Below are 15,489 nucleotides of genomic sequence, written 5' to 3' on the forward strand. Positions count from 1 at the left end.
GTCAGCTGCTCCTGTTGATCAGGTAGGAAAAGACGCTCTCCAGGTCCTCGTCGGCGGGCGACACCTCGTGCAGGCGCACGCCCTCGGCGCGGGCCACGCGGGGGAGCAGCCGGGCGAACCTGCGGAGCTCGGTGGCCCGCACCTCCAGGCCGTCACGGCCGAGGGTGACGCCGCCGGCGGAGTCGTCGCGGATGAGGGCGGCGGCGAGCTTGCGGTCGTCGCTGGAGCGGATCCGGAACAGGTGGGGCCGGTCGGTCATGAGCCGGCGGATGTCGCGGAAGTTGCCCGAGGCGGCGTGGCGGCCCGCCACCAGCACCTCGATGTGCTGGGCGACCCGCTCGACCTCCTCCAGGATGTGGGAGCTGAACAGGATCGTCTTGCCCGAGGTGCCCATCGCCCGGATGAGGTCCATCAGGTGGAGCCGCTGGCGCGGGTCCATGCCGTTGAAGGGCTCGTCGAGCAGGAGCACGCCGGGGTCGTGGACGAGCGCGGCGGCGACCTTGACCCGCTGGCGCATGCCCTTGGAGTAGGTCTCGACCCGGCGGTCCTTCGGCTCCTCCATCTCGACCGTGGCCAGGGCCTTGCGGGCGGCCTCCTCGGGGTCGGGCAGGCTGTGGAGCTTGGCCGCCGACAGCACGAACTGCCAGCCGGTCAGGAATCCGTAGACGCCCTCGCGCTCGGGCACCAGGCCGATGTCGCGGTAGATCCGGTGGTTCTTCCACACCTGGGTGCCGTCGAGGGTGACGGTGCCGCCGGAGGGGGCGAGGAACCCGGCCATCAGGTGGAGGAGCGTCGACTTGCCGGCGCCGTTGGGGCCGAGCAGGCCGGTGACGCCGGGCCCGATCGTCATGGTGACGTCGTTGACCGCGACGACGTTGCCGTACCAGCGGGAGACCTGGGAGAGTTCGATCTTCACTGTGAGGCCGCCTTCCGGTAGCGCGCGGACAGGACCGCCACCGCGGCGGCGATGAGCGCCAGCACGATGAGGGCGGGCACCGGGCCGCCGGGGTAGGAGCCTTCCGGGATGTGCTCGGTGGTGCCGAACAACCCTGCCTGCACGGCGTCCACCAGCCAGAACGGGTTGATCAGCCAGGCCCAGGCGGCGGCCGCGTCGTGGCCGGTGGAGTAGAGGGCAGCGAAGATCATCGGTGCGGCGCCGGTGGACAGCAGGTAGACGGTGATCACTGAGGCGACGCCGAGCCCGCGCCGGGGCGTCAGCGCGGCCAGGGCCAGCCCGACGGTGGACAGCAGGACGGACAGCACCGCGGCCATGGCCACGGCGCCGAGATACTGGCCGGTGGGCGGCGAGCCGGGCATGTCGACGAGCAGGTCGCCGACGAACATCACCGTCAGCGGCACCGCCACCAGCAGGAACATCGCCACGGTCATGGCCGCGACCTTGGCTCCGACGTACTCGGCGATCGTGACCGGGCGGGAGAGGTAGAGCGGGAGCACGCGGTGGCGCAGGTCGGGGGCGACCACGGTGGGTGACTGGGAGGCCAGGAAGATGGCGATCACGGCCTGCATGACGACGGCGTAGCCGCTGTAGTCGCCGAGCCGCTGCTGGGCCAGGGCCATCATGGCGATGGACACCACGACGGGGAGCATCATGACGGCCGCCAGCGAGAACGGCATGATCTTGGATCGGGCGGGCCTGCCCAGCCCGAAGACGCCGCGCAGGCTGTGGACGCCCAGCGCGAGCGCGGTGTGGGAGCGGCCGAGGCGGGGTCCGTCGTAGTGGCGGTAGCCGATGTCGTAGATCTCAGACACGGGCGGCCTCCTCCCTGAAGACGTCCTCGATGCGCCGGCGGCCCTGCTCCAGGCGGATCAGGCACAGGTCGAGGTCGGCGGCGGCGTCGCGGACGGCGTCGTAGGTCTCGGGCCCGAGCACCTCGACCAGGAGCATGCGGCCGAGCGGGCTGACGGTCTGGCCGAGCTCGGTCAGCCGCCCGGCCAGCGCGTCGGCGCCCTCCTCGACCTCGACCGTGATGGACTCGGTCGCCTGGGTGAACTCGGTGAGCGCGGACGAGCGCAGCAGGCGGCCGGCGTCGATGACGATGACGTGGTCGCAGACCCGCTCCAGCTCGCCGAGCAGGTGGGAGGTGACGAGCACGCTGATGCCGAACTCGGTGCCGATGCGCCTGATCAGGGTCAGCATCTCGTCGCGGCCACGCGGGTCGAGCCCGTTGGTCGGCTCGTCGAGGAAGATGAGCTTGGGGTCGTGGACGAGCGCCTGGGCCAGCTTGACCCGCTGCTTCATGCCGGTGGAGTAGCCGCCGATCGGGCGGTAGCGCTCCTCGGCGAGGCCGACGTGGCGCAGCACGTCGGCGGCGCGCTCGCGGGCGGCGGTGCGCGGCAGCCCGGACATCCGCGCCAGGTGGACGACCAGCTCGGTGGCGGACACGTCGGGCGGCAGGCATTCGTGCTCCGGCATGTAGCCGACGAGCCTGCGGATCTCGGCGCCCTGGGTGAACGCGTCGAGGCCGAGCACGGTGGCGCGGCCCTCGGAGACGGGCAGCAGGCCGAGCAGGATCTTGATGAGCGTCGACTTGCCCGCGCCGTTCGCCCCGACGAGGCCGGTGACGCCGGGACCGGCGGTGACCGTGAGCCGGTCGAGCGCCGTGACGGTGGGGAAGCGTTTGGTCAGCCCCTCGATGGCGAGGATGTGCATGCCCCGGACCCTACCGGCCGGGGTCGTTCGGAATCGTCGTCCCAAGGGATGAATGGGTGTCATCCCTGAGTCCGGCATCCGGGTCCCGGCCGGGGTCGTCCCAGGGGCTCACGTCCGGCGCAGGACCACCCTGCGGACGGAGTGGTCGCGGCCCTTGTGCATGACCAGGTCGGCGCGGCCGCGGGTGGGGGCGATGTTCTCCAGCAGGTTGCGCTCGTTGATGTCGCGCCAGACGTTGACGGCGAAGTCCGTCGCCTTGTCGTACGGCATGTCGGCGATGAACTTGAAGTACGACTTGGGGTCTTCGAAGGCGGTGCGGCGGAGTTTGTGGAAGCGGTCCACGTACCACGTGCGGACGTTCTCGACCTTGGCGTCGACGTAGATGGAGAAGTCGAAGTAGTCGTTGACGGCGAGGGAGGTGGGCGGGGCGGGCTGGAGGACGTTGAGCCCTTCCATGATGAGGATGTCTGGATTTTTCACGACCTGGTAGGTGTCCGGGACGATGTCGTACTCCAGATGGCTGTAGACCGGCGCCCGCACCTCGGCCGCCCCCGCCTTCACCTCCGCCACGAACCGCACCAGCGCCCTGCGGTCGTAGCTCTCCGGGAAGCCCTTGCGGTGCATGATGCCCTTGGATTCGAGCACCGCGTTGGGATAGAGGAAGCTGTCAGTCGTGACCAGCTCGACGTGCGGGTGCTCGGGCCACCTGGCCAGCAGCGTGTGGAGCAGCCGCGCGGTCGTCGACTTGCCGACCGCGACGCTGCCGGCGATGCCCAGGATGTACGGCACGCGCCGCTCGGGATGCCCGAGAAAGGCGCTCAGCACGCTGCTGCGCTGTTTCGACCCGGTGAAGTGCAGGTTGAGCAGCCGGGTCAGCGGGAGATAGATGTCGGTGACTTCGGTGAGGTCGATGGGGTCGTCGACGCCGCGCAGCTCTTCGAGCTCGTCCGCGGTGAGAGTCAAGGGCGTGTTCTTGCGAAGATCGCTCCACTGCTCCCTGCTCAGTTCCACGTAGCCGTTGTTCACTCTGGCAGCGTAACGACGCGGTCCGGATCGCCCCTCGGCCGGGGTATCCACAGCCTGTGGATGAAATCGGGGGATTACCGATAACCAGTTCGGGGAAGTATGGCGAATTCGCCGGAATGACGGGGATATCCCGGTCTACTGTTCGGGTGTCCCCCGCTGGAGAGGCCGTCTGGAGGTCCTGTGGATCGTCTGGATCGTCGCAGCTTCCTCGCCGGGGCGGCCGTCCTGGCGGCTGGGCCGTTCGCCGGAGTGGCGTGCGCCGGACAGCGCGGCGGAGCCCGTCCGATCGGGAGCCAGGGGCCGCGCGGGGGCTACGGGCGGCTGAGACCGGTGCGCGACCTGGCCGACGGCGAGGTCCGGCTGCACCTGCCCGAGGGCTTCCGCTACCGCTCGTTCGGCGCGGCCGGTGAGCGCCTGCCCGGCGGCTTCACCGTGCCGGGCAGGCACGACGGCATGGCCGCCTTCCGCGGCCCGCGCGACACCGCGATCCTGATCCGCAACCACGAGGTCGACGGCCCGGTCGGCGCGTTCGGCGACCCGGAGCGCGCCTACGACGGGATGGCCGGCGGCGGCACCGTCACCCTGCACGTGACCCGCCACGGCGAGGTGCTCAAGAGCTTCCCGTCGCTCACCGGCACGATGCGGAACTGCTCCGGCGGCCCCATGCCGTGGGGCGCCTGGATCAGCTGCGAGGAGACCGTCGACGGCCCCGACGTGGCCGCCCCCGGCAACGCCCGCCTGGCCGAGAAGCACGGCTACGTCTTCGAGGTCCCGCTGCGGGGCGCCGCCGACGCCCGGCCGATCAGGGCGGCGGGGCGCTTCGCGCACGAGGCGGCCGCCTTGGACCCCGCCACCGGCACGCTGTACCTCACCGAGGACAACGTCCACGCCCCCTCCGGTTTCTACCGGTACGTCCCGCCACAGGACCCCACGCGGGCCGGGCGGCTGCTCGACGGCGGCAAGCTCCAGATGCTCGCGGTCGAGGGCGAGCCCGGCGCCGATCTGGCCCGAGGGCACCGCGCCGGCACGACGTTCGCCGCCACCTGGGTGGACGTCGACGACCCCGACCCCTCCCTGCCCCGCGGCACGTCCCGGGCCGCCGCCGAGCGGGCCGTCGGCGACCAGGGCAGGAAGGCCGGCGCCGCCGTCTTCGCCCGCCTCGAAGGCGCCGTACACCACCAGGGCACCGTCTACTTCGTCTCCACCCAGGGCGGCGACCCGGACCCCGGTGACGACCCGCCGGACGGCTTCGGCGACGGGCGCGGCCAGGTCTGGGCGTACGAGACGTGGAGCGGCACGCTCAGGCTCGTCTACCAGTCGCCCCGCGCCGCCGCGCTCGACCTGCCGGACAACGTGACGGTCAGCAACCGCGGCACGCTCGTGCTCTGCGAGGACGGCGGGGGCGACAACTACCTGCGCGGGCTGACCCGCGACGGGGAGATCTTCGACTTCTGCCGCCTGGCGCCGGTCACCGGTGACTCCGGCGCCGAGTTCGCCGGCTCGACGTTCGGACCCGGCGGCCGGACTCTCTACGTGAACGTGCAGACCGTGCGGGGGCGCTCCATCGCCATCTGGGGGCCCTGGCAGCGCGGCGCCTTCTGACCGCGTGCCGCGCGCCGACGGTCGGGGGAGCGGATCGGCCGCGAGTAGCCTGGGACGATGATCCTCGGCATCGGGGTCGACGTGGTCGACATCGCACGCTTCCGCGACGCTCTCGAACGCACCCCCGCGCTGCGCGAGAGGCTGTTCACCGCGGCCGAGCGCGGGCTCGCGATCCAGTCGCTGGCCGGCAGGTTCGCCGCCAAGGAGGCCGTGGCCAAGGCCCTCGGCGCGCCGCGCGGCCTGAGCCACCTGGAGGCGGAGGTGCGCCGCGACACGAACGGCAGGCCCGAGCTGCGCGTCACCGGCGAGGCCGCCGAGGTCGCCCGCGAGATGGGGGTCAAACGCTGGCACGTCTCGCTGAGCCACGACGGGGGCGTCGCGATGGCCTACGTGATCGCCGAAGGCTAGGTTGGTCAGGGTGTTCACCGCCTACACCGCCGACCAGATCAGGACCGCCGAGCGCGCGCTGATGGCCACGTTGCCGGAGGGCACGCTCATGCGCCGCGCCGCGACCGGGCTGGCCGCCGTCTGCGCCGCCCTGCTGCCCCGGGTGTACGGGAGCCGCGTCGTGCTGCTGGTGGGCAGCGGCGACAACGGCGGCGACGCCCTCTACGCCGGCGCCGCGCTCGCCGGGCGCGGCGCCTCGGTGACGGCCGTGCTGGCCGGTTCCCGCGCCCACGAGGCGGGGCTGGCGGCCCTGCTGGCCGCCGGCGGCCGCGCGACCGGCCATTCCGCGAGCGCTTTCAGCCCGGGCGGGACCGCGTCCGGACAGGGCGGGGACGTGTTCGTCCCGCACGAGACGCGGGTGTCCGGGGTCGCGGACCAGGCGCGCCGGGCCGTCGAGCGCGCCGACCTGATCCTGGACGGCCTGGTCGGGATCGGCGCGTCGGGGGCGCTCCGCGAGCCGTACGCCGGACTGGCCGAGGCCGCCGGCCGCGCCGCCGCCCCGGTCGTCGCCGTGGACGTGCCCAGCGGGGTCGACTCCTCCACCGGCCGGGTCGAGGGGGCCGCGATCCGGGCCGCGGTGACCGTGACGATGGGGGCGCGCAAGACCGGCCTGCTCGTCGACCCCGGGGCCACGCTCGCGGGCCGGATCGAGCTGGTCGACATCGGGCTCGGCCCGTACCTGCCGGACCCGGACGTCACGGCGCTCACCCGCGCGTCGGCGCGCGGCCTGCTGCCCCGCCCGGCCGCCGAGTCCGACAAGTACCGCAGGGGCGTGGTCGGCGTCGCCGCCGGCAGCGACCACTACACCGGCGCCGCCGTGCTCGCCGTCGGCGGCGCGCTCAACGCGGGCGCGGGCATGGTCCGCTACGCCGGTCCCGCCGGGCCCGCCGGACAGGTGCGGGCCCGCTGGCCCGAGGCCGTCGTCACCGAGCTGGACGCGCCGGACGTGGACGCCGTCGGCCGGGTGCAGGCCTGGGTCGTCGGCCCCGGACTCGGCACCGGGGAGTGGGCCCGCGAGCTGCTCGCCCGGGTGCTCGCCACCGACGTGCCGGTGCTGGTCGACGCCGACGGGCTGAATCTCGTGGCCCGGGACGTCTCGCTGCTGCGCCGTACCGCGCCCGTGCTGATCACCCCGCACGCGGGGGAGCTGGCGCGGCTGACGGGGACCGCGCGCGGGGCCATCGAGGCCGCGCCGCTCGCGCACGCGCGCGCGGCGGCGGCCGAGCTGGGCGTGACCGTGCTGCTCAAGGGGTCCACCACGGTCGTCGCGGAGGAGGGGGCGCCGACGTGGGTGAACGGCACGGGAACCCCGTGGCTGGCCACCGGCGGCACCGGCGACGTCCTGTCCGGCGTGGCCGGATCGCTGCTCGCCCAGGGGCTCGGCGCGCGCGAGGCCGGCGCGTGCGGCGCGTACCTGCACGGGCTCGCCGGACGGATCGCCGCCGCCGGGGCGCCGCTCACGGCCGCGGGCGTGGCCGAGGCGCTCCCCGCCGCCATCAGGGCGCTGAACGAGGACCCGGCCGCTCCCCGGGGCTGACGCCGGGGAAAGGGCGGGCGGGGCGTCGTCAGGGGTTCTGAGCGGCGGAAATCCGCGCTCGACCACGCCCGGGAGCTGCCAAACTAGAAGAATGAGCTCCCCGATGGCGACGCCCGCCGAGGCGCGGGTCGACCTGGCCGCGATCAGGCACAACGTGGCGCTGCTGCGCGAACGCGCCGGCGGCGCCGAGCTGATGACCGCCGTCAAGGCCGACGCCTACGGGCACGGCCTGGTGCCCGCGTCCCTGGCCATGCTGGAGGCGGGCGCCGGCCGGCTCGGCACCGCGTTCATCCAGGAGGCGCTCGACCTGCGGGCCGCCGGCGTCACCGCGCCGATCCTGGCCTGGCTCATCACGCCCGGCGAGCCCGTCGGCGAGGCGCTGCGGGCCGGCGTCGAGGTGTCGGCGTCCGACGAGCGGCTGCTCGGCGAGATCGCCGAGGCCGCCAGGGCCACCGGGGTCACCGCCCGCGTCCATCTGGAGGCCGACACCGGCATGAGCAGGGGCGGCTCCCCGCCCGCCGCCTGGCCCGGCCTGCTGCGCAAGGCGCTGGAGCTGCGCGCGGAGGGCTCCGTCGAGGTCGTCGGCCTGTGGTCGCACTTCGCCTGCTCCGACATCCCCGGCCATCCGTCCGTGGAGTCCCAGCTCGACGCCTTCGAGGCCGCGCTCAAGGTGGCCGAGCAGGCCGGGGTGGCCGGCTCCCAGGTGATCAGGCACCTGGCCAACTCGGCCGCCGTGATGACGCTGCCCAGGGCCCACTTCGACATGGTGCGTGCCGGCATCGCCGTCTACGGGCTGAGCCCCGTCCCCGAGCTGGGCGACTTCGGCCTGCGCCCGGCCATGACGCTCGCGGCCCGCGTCGCCATGGTCAAGCGGGTGCCGGAAGGGTCGGGGGTGTCCTACGGTCACCTCTACGTGACCGGCCGGGAGACCACGCTCGCGCTGGTCCCGCTCGGCTACGCCGACGGCGTCCTGCGTCACGCGACCGACCGCGCCGAGGTGCTGGCCGGCGGCCGGCGCCGCCGGGTGACCGGTCGCGTCTGCATGGATCAGTTCATGATCGACGTGGGTGATGACCCTTTGCGGGCAGGTGACGAGGTGATCCTGTTCGGGCCGGGCGGACAGGGGGAGCCGACCGCTCAGGAATGGGCGGATACGCTCGGCACGATCACGCATGAGATCGTGACGAGGATCGGGTCACGCGTACCGAGAGTGTACGAAGGACAGGTGACATGACGACGACCACACGCCGCAGGGTCGGGGTCGCGGGCGCGCTCGTCGGCGCCGCGTCGGCGGGCATCGCGGCGGCCGCGATGGCCAAGCGCTACGCGGTCGGGCGCATCCGTCTGCGCCCCGACCTGGAGGCCGGGGAGCCCTTCGGCGAGCTGCGCGGCACCGACCACACCCTCATCACCTCCGACGGCGTGGCGCTGCACGTCGAGGTCGACGAGCCCCAGGAGCGCCACGCGGCCGGCGACGGCGAGCCGCTCACCGTCGTGCTGTGCCACGGCTACTGCCTCAGCCTCGAATCGTGGCACTACCAGCGCAGGGACCTGCGCGAGAACCACCGCATCGTGCTGTGGGACCAGCGCTCCCACGGCCGCTCCCAGCGCGCAGTCTCCGGCGACACCTCGATCGACCGGCTCGGCGACGACCTGGCCGAGCTGCTGGCGACGTTCGTGCCGGGGCCGTGCGTCCTCGTCGGCCACTCCATGGGCGGTATGACGATCATGGCGCTCGCCGACCGCCACCCCGAGCTGTTCGGCGACAAGGTACGCGGCGTGGCCCTCATCGCCACCTCGGCGGGCAAGCTGGCCGAGGTCACGCTGGGGTTGCCCGCCCTGGTGTCCAAGGCCGTGCACAAGGTCGCCCCGGGCACGGTGTCGATGCTCGGCCGCAGGGGCTCGCTCGTCGACCGCACCCGCCACGCGGGCAGCGACATCGCCTTCCTGCTGACCCGCTACATGGCCTTCGGCGACTCCAGGAACATCAGCCCCACCCTCGTCGACTTCGCCGAGTCCATGATCAGGGCGACCCCGACCGAGGTGGTCGCCGACTTCTATCCCGCGCTGATGGGCCACGACAAGCTGTCCGCGCTGCACGTCCTCGACCCGGTGCCCACCGCCATCCTGGTCGGCGACAAGGACTGGCTGACGCCGCCCGACCACAGCCGCGCCATGGCCGAGGCCCTGCCCAAGGCCCAGTTGACCGAGGTGCCCGACACCTCTCACCTGATCCAGCTCGAACGCCCCGGCGCGGTCACCGACGCGCTGCGCGACCTGATCAAGAGGGTGGTCCCGTGAGGCTGAGCACCGCTGAAGAGACCCGGGCGTACGGCTCGCGCCTGGCCTCCCTGCTGCGGCCCGGCGACCTGCTGGTCCTGTCGGGCCCGCTCGGCGCCGGCAAGACCACGCTCGTACAGGGCGTCGCCGAAGGGCTCAAGGTGCGGGGGCCGATCACCTCGCCCACGTTCGTCATCGCCCGCGTGCACCCGTCGCTGTGCGGCGGCCCGGCGCTGGTCCACGTCGACGCCTACCGCCTCGGCGGTGACCTGGAGGTCGACGACCTCGACCTCGACGCCTCGCTGGAGGAGTCGGTGACCGTCGTCGAGTGGGGCGAGGGCCTGGTCGAGGGGCTGTCGGACGACCGCCTGGAGATCCACATCGACCGCGAGTCGGGCGACGACGCCCGCGTCGTGACCCTGCGCGGCGTGGGCCCGCGCTGGGCCGACACGCCGGCTGACGCCGCAGGAGAGTAAAGCGCGCTCCGGCGGCCGGTCATCCTGTCACCCTTGACGTACCTTCGCCATGACGGAAAACATGATCATTGGTAAGGGTTGGTCCGGAAAATCTGGGTATTCAGGAATGCGGTGTCCACGAAACCGGTGGATACTCGTCAAGAGCGGCGGAGTGGGGTGCGGCGGTGCTCAGGGTCAAGCGAGTCGCGTACGCGGGGGCCATCCTCATGATCGGTGTCATGGGCTGCGCCGCCGAGGCGCAGACGCCCACCGGCAGTCCGACACCCGCCGACACCGGCAGTCCGGCGGGTTCGGTCGCGCCCACCGCGACCGCGACGACCACCGCCACCACGACCGCGACGGCCACGGCGACGACCACGCCGACGGTCTCCTCCATCTCGGTCCAGCTCAACCCCGACCGCGTCACCGCGGGCGAGAGCTCCACCGTGTGGATCCTGGCCAACTGCCCGGCGCCGCAGGGCGGGCCCGCCCACACCGGCACCGCCACCTCCCGGGCGTTCGTCAGCGGCGTCACGCTCAACCCGGCCCCGGCGGGCGGCACGCCGAGCCCGACCGGCAGCGCCGGGGGCGACTGGGTGCGCGGCCAGGCCCAGGTCTCCGGGACCGTCCGGCGCGGCTCGTACCGCGTGGACGTCAAGTGCGACGGCACCAACCACGCCGGCCGCGCGACCCTGCGCGTGGCGCGGCCCGAACCGCTGCCCAGCGACGTGCCCACCAGGGCGCCCAGGGCGGGCGGCGGCGGCACGTTCGGCCAGGAGGCCGACGAGGGCACGTCGATCCCGCTGGGCGGCGTCGGCGCGGCCCTCGGGCTCGCGCTGGCCGTCGGCGTCGGCGTGGCGGTCAAGCGCCGCCGGTCCTAACCATGGCGGGTTCGGGACGGGTGGTGGTCGCGGGCGCCGTGACGGGCCTGGTGCTGGTCGCCTTCGGTCAGGGGCTGGGGCAGCCCGAGCAGGCGGCGGCCGCCGTGGTCCCCGAGAAGATCGGCATCCCGTCGATCGACGTCGAGGCGCCGCTGATGGAACTCGGGGTCAAGGACGGCGAGGTCGAGCTGCCGCCTTACGAGAAGCCCGGGATGGCGGGCTGGTACACCGGCAGCGTGGTGCCGGGCGAGAAGGGCGCCTCGGTGATCATCGGCCACGTCGACACCAAGACCGAGCCCGCCGTGTTCTACAAGCTCCGCCACGTGCGCAAGGGCTCGACGGTGCGGGTGGAGCGGAGCGACGGCAAGGTCGTCACGTACAAGGTCGACGGCGTCGAGCAGGTGCACAAGGACAGGTTCCCGTTCCGCAAGGTGTACGTCGAGGACGGGCTCAAGCTCGTGACCTGCGGCGGCAGGTTCGACCGGGCCAAGGGCGAGTATCTCGACAACGTCATCGTGTACGCCTCGCCCGCCTGACAACCGGTTGCCCGTCAGGCGATCATGGAAGCATGAGCGTACCGGAGAACCCGCCCGCGACCGGGACCCGCACGCCCTGGCCGACCGTGCGCGGGTTCCAGCACGCGCAGGGCGTCATGGCCCTGAAGTGGCTCCGCCACCGCACCGGCTGGGCCTGACCAGCCCCGCGACCGGGCCCGCGACCGTGACCTGTGGGCGTCGGACGGAGGCGGGCCGGGGGTCGCAGGCGACGAGGCCCGTCAGTCCGGGCGCGGCCGGGGGCGGGCCGCGGGTAGGCTAAACAGTCGTGCTGGTCCTGGCCTTTGACACCGCGACGCCCGCCGTCACCGCCGCTCTCCACGACGGCGAACGGGTGCTCGCCGAATCCACGACGATCGACGCCCGCCGTCACGGCGAGCTGCTCGCGCCGGCCGTCGAGCGCGTCCTGTCCGAGGCCGGCGTGCGGCTGCGCGACGTGACCGCGGTCGTGGCCGGCCGCGGCCCCGGCCCCTACACGGGCCTGCGCGTCGGCCTGATGACCGCGCAGGCGCTGGCGGCCACGCTGGACGTGCCCGCCCACGGCATCTGCACGCTCGACGTCCTCGCGTACGGCAGCGGCCTCGACGAACCGTTCCTGGTGGCGACCGACGCGCGGCGCAAGGAGGTGTTCTGGGCCCGCTACGCCGATCGGCGCACCCGCCTCGACGGCCCGTCCGTCGACAAGCCCGCCGACTTGCCCGTCGAGGGCCTGCCGGTGGTCGGCGCAGGGGCCGGCCTCTACCCCGAGGCCCTGGGCGCCGCCGCCGATCCGGCCTACCCGTACGCCGGGTTCCTGGCCGCCCTGGCGGCCGAGCGCATCGCGGCGGGGGCGCCGCTCGACGAGGCCCGCCCGATCTACCTGCGCCGCCCCGACGCGGTCGTGCCGGGCGCGCCCAAGAAGGTGACGGCGTGAGACTGCGCCAGATGACCGAGGGCGACCTGCCGGAGGTCATGGCGATCGAGCGGGCCACGTTCCCGCTCGACGCGTGGAGCGAGGGCATGATGCGCGGCGAGCTGGCCGACCAGCCGCGCACCCGGCACTACGTGGTGGCCGTGGCCGACGACGTGATCGCCGGCTACGCCGGGGTCGCGGTCGCCTCCGACCAGGCCGACGTGCAGACGATCGCGGTGCTGGAGGCCCACCGCGCCGCGGGCGTCGGCGCCGCGATGCTCACCGAACTGCTGGCCGAGGCGCGCCGGCGCGGAGCCCGGGAGATCTTCCTGGAGGTGCGGGAGGACAACCCGGTGGCGCGCCGCCTGTACGAGCGCTTCGGGTTCGAGCGCCTCGGCGTCCGCCGCCGCTACTACGACGACGGCACCGACGCGATCACGATGAGGAGGAAGCTGGATGGCTGACGCACCGCTGGTCCTGGGCATCGAGACGTCCTGTGACGAGACCGGCATCGGCCTGGTCAGGGGCCACACGCTGCTGGCCAACACCATCGCCTCCAGCATGGACGAGCACGCCCGCTTCGGCGGGGTGGTGCCGGAGGTCGCCTCCCGCGCCCATCTGGAGGCCATGACGCCCACGGTGGACGCGGCGCTGGCCGCCGCAGGGGTGAGGCTGTCCGACGTCGACGCGGTGGCCGTCACCGCCGGTCCCGGGCTGGCCGGGGCGCTGCTGGTCGGCGTGGCCGCCGCCAAGTCCTACGCGCTCGGCCTGGGCGTGCCTCTCTACGGCGTCAACCACCTGGCCGCGCACGTCGCCGTCGACCAGCTCGAACACGGGCCGCTGCCCAAGCCCTGCATCGCCCTGCTGGTGTCCGGCGGTCACTCCTCGCTGCTGCTGGTGCCCGACGTGGCCGACGACGTGATCTCGCTCGGGTCGACCGTCGACGACGCGGCGGGGGAGGCGTTCGACAAGGTGGCGCGGGTGCTCGGGCTGCCGTTCCCGGGCGGCCCGTACATCGACAAGGCGGCCCGCGACGGCTCCGGCACGGCAGTCGCCTTCCCGCGCGGCAAGATCGACGACGGCACTCTCGACTTCTCCTTCTCCGGACTCAAGACCGCCGTGGCCCGGTGGGTGGAGGCGCGGGAGGCCGGGGGTGAGCGCGTCCACGTGCCCGACGTGGCGGCCTCGTTCCAGGAGGCGGTGGTCGACGTGCTGACCCGCAAGGCGCTGCAGGCGTGCCGCCAGTACGACGTGCACGACCTGCTCATCGGCGGCGGGGTGGCGGCCAACTCGCGGCTGCGCGCGCTGGCGCAGGAGCGGTGTGAGGCGGCCGGCGTGCGGCTGCGGGTGCCCCGGCCCGGGCTGTGCACCGACAACGGCGCGATGGTGGCGGCGCTGGGCTCCGACCTGGTGGCGGCCGGGGTCGCGCCCTCGGCGCTGGACATCCCGGCCGACTCGTCGCTGCCCATCACGACCGTGCACGTCTGACGGCGCCGGCCCGGTGCGCCTGGGTAAGGCGGGAGCCGGCGTCAGTCCTTGCTCCGGCTGGGCCGCAGCAACGCCTCGGCCAGCGCCAGCATGGTCTCTTCCAGGGAGCCGAGGCGCTTGTTGAGGTCGCTGGTGGCGGGCTCGACGATGTCGGAGACGGTCTCGGCGAGCGTGTCGCGGTCGGGGCGGGAGCGGACGGTCTCGGCGAGCGAGGCCGCCGCCTCGGTCAGCCGTTCGCCGTGGGTGTCGAGCAGCTTGCCGATGCCCAGGGCCGCGGGCAGGCCGTCGATGCGCCGGCCGACCGCCTCCAGGGTCTCGCCGGCCTGCTCGGCGCGGGTGTTGAGGCCGGTCAGGTGGGCGTCGAGCCCGTCGACCCGGTGGGTCAGGCGCTCCTCGGCCTCGCCCAGTCGCCCGTCGAGCGAGGCCAGCCGGCCGTCGATGCCGGTGAAGCGCTCCTCATGGCGGCCGTCGACGGACTCCAGCCGCTGGTCCTGCGCGGTCAGCCGGTCCTCGACGGCGTCGAACCGGCCCGTGTGGGCGGCGAGGTGCGTGTCGATCGCGTCGAACCGGCCCGTGTGGGCGGTCAGCTCTTCGTCCAGCACGTCGAAGCGGCCCGCGTGGGAGGCCATGCGGGCGTCGATGGTGTCGAACCGGCCGGTCTGGGCGGTCAGGTGCTTGTGGAGCGCGTCGAGGCGGTTGGTGTGGGTGGTCACCCGGCCGTCCATGCCGCGCAGGCGGGCGTCGACGTCGGCCAGGCTCTCCTCGGCCGTCTCGAACCGGGCGTCGAGGGCCATGAGCAGGCTCTCCACCCGGTCCACCCGGCCGTCGACGCCGTCGAAGCGCCCGGACAGGCTGTGGCCGAGCTCCTCGACCCGGGCTCCCACCTCCTGGGTGACGTTCGCGACCCGCTCGTCGAAGGTGGCGGACAGGTCGACCACCACGCCCTCGACGCGGTCGGTGCGCGCGTTGAGCTCGGCCAGCGACTTGTCGAGCCGGGTGAACCGGGTGGCCGCCGCCTCCATGCTCGTGCTCATCTGCGCCAGCTTGGCCGTGACGTCGCCCATCCGCTCGGCCAGGTCGCCGGTGAAGTCGAGGACCGTCTGCAGCCGGCCCAGCGTCTCCTCCATCCCCTCGCACACGGCGGTCACGTCGGCGCGCAGCTTCGGCAGCTCCATCACCGGGTGGACGCGCTTGCCGACCGACTCCACCGCGGAGTCGACCTCGCCGACCTGCTCGCCCACCGCGTCGACGTGGTCGCGCACCGCCTCGACGTGCTGAGCCAGCCCCTCGGCCCACATGGGCGGCTTGGCGGCGATGTCGTCCAGGCGGCCGCTGACGGTCGCCAGGGTGCCGCTCAGGCCGCCCAGCTCGCGTTCGCGCACCTCGCGCAGGAGCCACTCCATGCCCTCCAGCCGCTGACGGATCTCGTCGAGCACGGCACCCTGCGTGCGCTGCTCGTAGACGTGATCCTGCGCGGCCCGCGCCAGCAGCTCCCGCATCCGCTCCGAGATGGCCGTCTGGCCACCCGGCTGCAGCAGGGTGGTGTGGTTGGAATGGTCCACCGAAAGGCTCCTTCGCTGTCGACGGTCTGCCGCGTAGCGGTGTGATGGTCCGATGTGCAGATAAGAAGGAGAACGCGGCTCACCGCAATAGGGG

17 protein-coding genes are annotated in these 15,489 nt (G+C 73.4%); 12 read left to right on the forward strand and 5 right to left on the reverse strand.

The features are described from left to right. Position 1 precedes the first annotated feature (1 nt). The 4 genes from ACQEUU_RS07555 to coaA form a co-directional block, all read right to left on the reverse strand. Positions 2 to 916 (reverse strand): ABC transporter ATP-binding protein, encoded by a 915-nt coding sequence (locus ACQEUU_RS07555; RefSeq protein ID WP_433062101.1) that lies wholly within the window; start codon positions 914 to 916, stop codon positions 2 to 4. Further along, positions 913 to 1,770, reverse strand: coding sequence for an ABC transporter permease (locus tag ACQEUU_RS07560; RefSeq protein ID WP_433062104.1), 858 nt, complete (start codon positions 1,768 to 1,770; stop codon positions 913 to 915). Before ACQEUU_RS07560 ends, ACQEUU_RS07555 begins: the two co-directional genes overlap by 4 nt. Beyond that, complete coding sequence (locus ACQEUU_RS07565; RefSeq protein WP_433062106.1) at positions 1,763 to 2,671, reverse strand: ABC transporter ATP-binding protein; 909 nt, start codon at positions 2,669 to 2,671, stop codon at positions 1,763 to 1,765. Before ACQEUU_RS07565 ends, ACQEUU_RS07560 begins: the two co-directional genes overlap by 8 nt. A gap of 108 nt (positions 2,672 to 2,779) precedes the next feature. Continuing rightward, positions 2,780 to 3,682 (reverse strand): type I pantothenate kinase, encoded by a 903-nt coding sequence (coaA, locus tag ACQEUU_RS07570; RefSeq protein ID WP_433071768.1) that lies wholly within the window; start codon positions 3,680 to 3,682, stop codon positions 2,780 to 2,782. 195 nt (positions 3,683 to 3,877) lie between these two features. Between coaA and ACQEUU_RS07575 the strand changes: the two genes are divergently transcribed. From ACQEUU_RS07575 to tsaD, 12 genes are all read left to right on the forward strand, one after another. Next, positions 3,878 to 5,299, forward strand: a complete 1,422-nt coding sequence (locus ACQEUU_RS07575; protein WP_433062109.1) for a PhoX family protein — start codon at positions 3,878 to 3,880, stop codon at positions 5,297 to 5,299. Between the two features lie 57 nt (positions 5,300 to 5,356). Further along, positions 5,357 to 5,707, forward strand: a complete 351-nt coding sequence (locus ACQEUU_RS07580) for a holo-ACP synthase (RefSeq protein WP_433062111.1) — start codon at positions 5,357 to 5,359, stop codon at positions 5,705 to 5,707. A 10-nt stretch (positions 5,708 to 5,717) separates the two neighbouring features. Next, positions 5,718 to 7,283 carry an NAD(P)H-hydrate dehydratase gene (locus ACQEUU_RS07585; RefSeq protein ID WP_433062114.1) on the forward strand — a complete coding sequence of 522 codons (1,566 nt, stop codon included), beginning with the start codon at positions 5,718 to 5,720 and terminating at the stop codon, positions 7,281 to 7,283. A gap of 103 nt (positions 7,284 to 7,386) precedes the next feature. Beyond that, entirely contained in the window at positions 7,387 to 8,517 is a 1,131-nt protein-coding gene (gene alr / locus ACQEUU_RS07590; RefSeq protein ID WP_433071770.1) for an alanine racemase, read from the forward strand. Beyond that, the gene (locus tag ACQEUU_RS07595) at positions 8,514 to 9,584 is read left to right on the forward strand and encodes an alpha/beta fold hydrolase (RefSeq protein WP_433062117.1); all 1,071 of its coding nucleotides are present in this window, start codon (positions 8,514 to 8,516) and stop codon (positions 9,582 to 9,584) included. Before alr ends, ACQEUU_RS07595 begins: the two co-directional genes overlap by 4 nt. Further along, on the forward strand, positions 9,581 to 10,039 hold the full coding sequence (gene tsaE, locus ACQEUU_RS07600; protein ID WP_433062120.1) for a tRNA (adenosine(37)-N6)-threonylcarbamoyltransferase complex ATPase subunit type 1 TsaE: 459 nt from the start codon (positions 9,581 to 9,583) through the stop codon (positions 10,037 to 10,039). Before ACQEUU_RS07595 ends, tsaE begins: the two co-directional genes overlap by 4 nt. Before the next feature lie 164 nt (positions 10,040 to 10,203). Continuing rightward, the gene (locus ACQEUU_RS07605; RefSeq protein WP_433062122.1) at positions 10,204 to 10,899 is read left to right on the forward strand and encodes a hypothetical protein; all 696 of its coding nucleotides are present in this window, start codon (positions 10,204 to 10,206) and stop codon (positions 10,897 to 10,899) included. 2 nt (positions 10,900 to 10,901) lie between these two features. After that, entirely contained in the window at positions 10,902 to 11,435 is a 534-nt protein-coding gene (locus ACQEUU_RS07610; protein WP_433062124.1) for a class F sortase, read from the forward strand. A 32-nt stretch (positions 11,436 to 11,467) separates the two neighbouring features. Continuing rightward, positions 11,468 to 11,593, forward strand: coding sequence for a hypothetical protein (locus ACQEUU_RS07615; RefSeq protein ID WP_433062127.1), 126 nt, complete (start codon positions 11,468 to 11,470; stop codon positions 11,591 to 11,593). 128 nt (positions 11,594 to 11,721) lie between these two features. Further along, entirely contained in the window at positions 11,722 to 12,366 is a 645-nt protein-coding gene (tsaB, locus tag ACQEUU_RS07620; protein WP_433062130.1) for a tRNA (adenosine(37)-N6)-threonylcarbamoyltransferase complex dimerization subunit type 1 TsaB, read from the forward strand. 11 nt (positions 12,367 to 12,377) lie between these two features. After that, the gene (gene rimI / locus ACQEUU_RS07625; protein WP_433071772.1) at positions 12,378 to 12,809 is read left to right on the forward strand and encodes a ribosomal protein S18-alanine N-acetyltransferase; all 432 of its coding nucleotides are present in this window, start codon (positions 12,378 to 12,380) and stop codon (positions 12,807 to 12,809) included. After that, entirely contained in the window at positions 12,802 to 13,833 is a 1,032-nt protein-coding gene (gene tsaD / locus ACQEUU_RS07630; RefSeq protein WP_433062132.1) for a tRNA (adenosine(37)-N6)-threonylcarbamoyltransferase complex transferase subunit TsaD, read from the forward strand. Before rimI ends, tsaD begins: the two co-directional genes overlap by 8 nt. A gap of 41 nt (positions 13,834 to 13,874) precedes the next feature. Here the strand turns inward: tsaD and ACQEUU_RS07635 are convergent, their stop codons facing one another. Further along, the gene (locus ACQEUU_RS07635; protein ID WP_433062135.1) at positions 13,875 to 15,395 is read right to left on the reverse strand and encodes a hypothetical protein; all 1,521 of its coding nucleotides are present in this window, start codon (positions 15,393 to 15,395) and stop codon (positions 13,875 to 13,877) included. Positions 15,396 to 15,489 lie beyond the last annotated feature (94 nt).

Source organism: Nonomuraea sp. CA-218870 (genome assembly GCF_050936535.1).
GTDB classification, from domain to species: Bacteria; Actinomycetota; Actinomycetes; order Streptosporangiales; family Streptosporangiaceae; genus Nonomuraea; species Nonomuraea corallina.

Coding starts and splice junctions, on each gene's coding strand:
- ACQEUU_RS07565 (WP_433062106.1), bottom strand. CDS start 2,671: ATGCACATCCTCGCCATCGAGGGGCTGACCAAACGCTTCCCCACCGTC.
- ACQEUU_RS07580 (WP_433062111.1), top strand. CDS start 5,357: ATGATCCTCGGCATCGGGGTCGACGTGGTCGACATCGCACGCTTCCGC.
- alr (WP_433071770.1), top strand. CDS start 7,387: ATGGCGACGCCCGCCGAGGCGCGGGTCGACCTGGCCGCGATCAGGCAC.
- ACQEUU_RS07595 (WP_433062117.1), top strand. CDS start 8,514: ATGACGACGACCACACGCCGCAGGGTCGGGGTCGCGGGCGCGCTCGTC.
- ACQEUU_RS07610 (WP_433062124.1), top strand. CDS start 10,902: ATGGCGGGTTCGGGACGGGTGGTGGTCGCGGGCGCCGTGACGGGCCTG.
- ACQEUU_RS07615 (WP_433062127.1), top strand. CDS start 11,468: ATGAGCGTACCGGAGAACCCGCCCGCGACCGGGACCCGCACGCCCTGG.
- rimI (WP_433071772.1), top strand. CDS start 12,378: ATGACCGAGGGCGACCTGCCGGAGGTCATGGCGATCGAGCGGGCCACG.
- tsaD (WP_433062132.1), top strand. CDS start 12,802: ATGGCTGACGCACCGCTGGTCCTGGGCATCGAGACGTCCTGTGACGAG.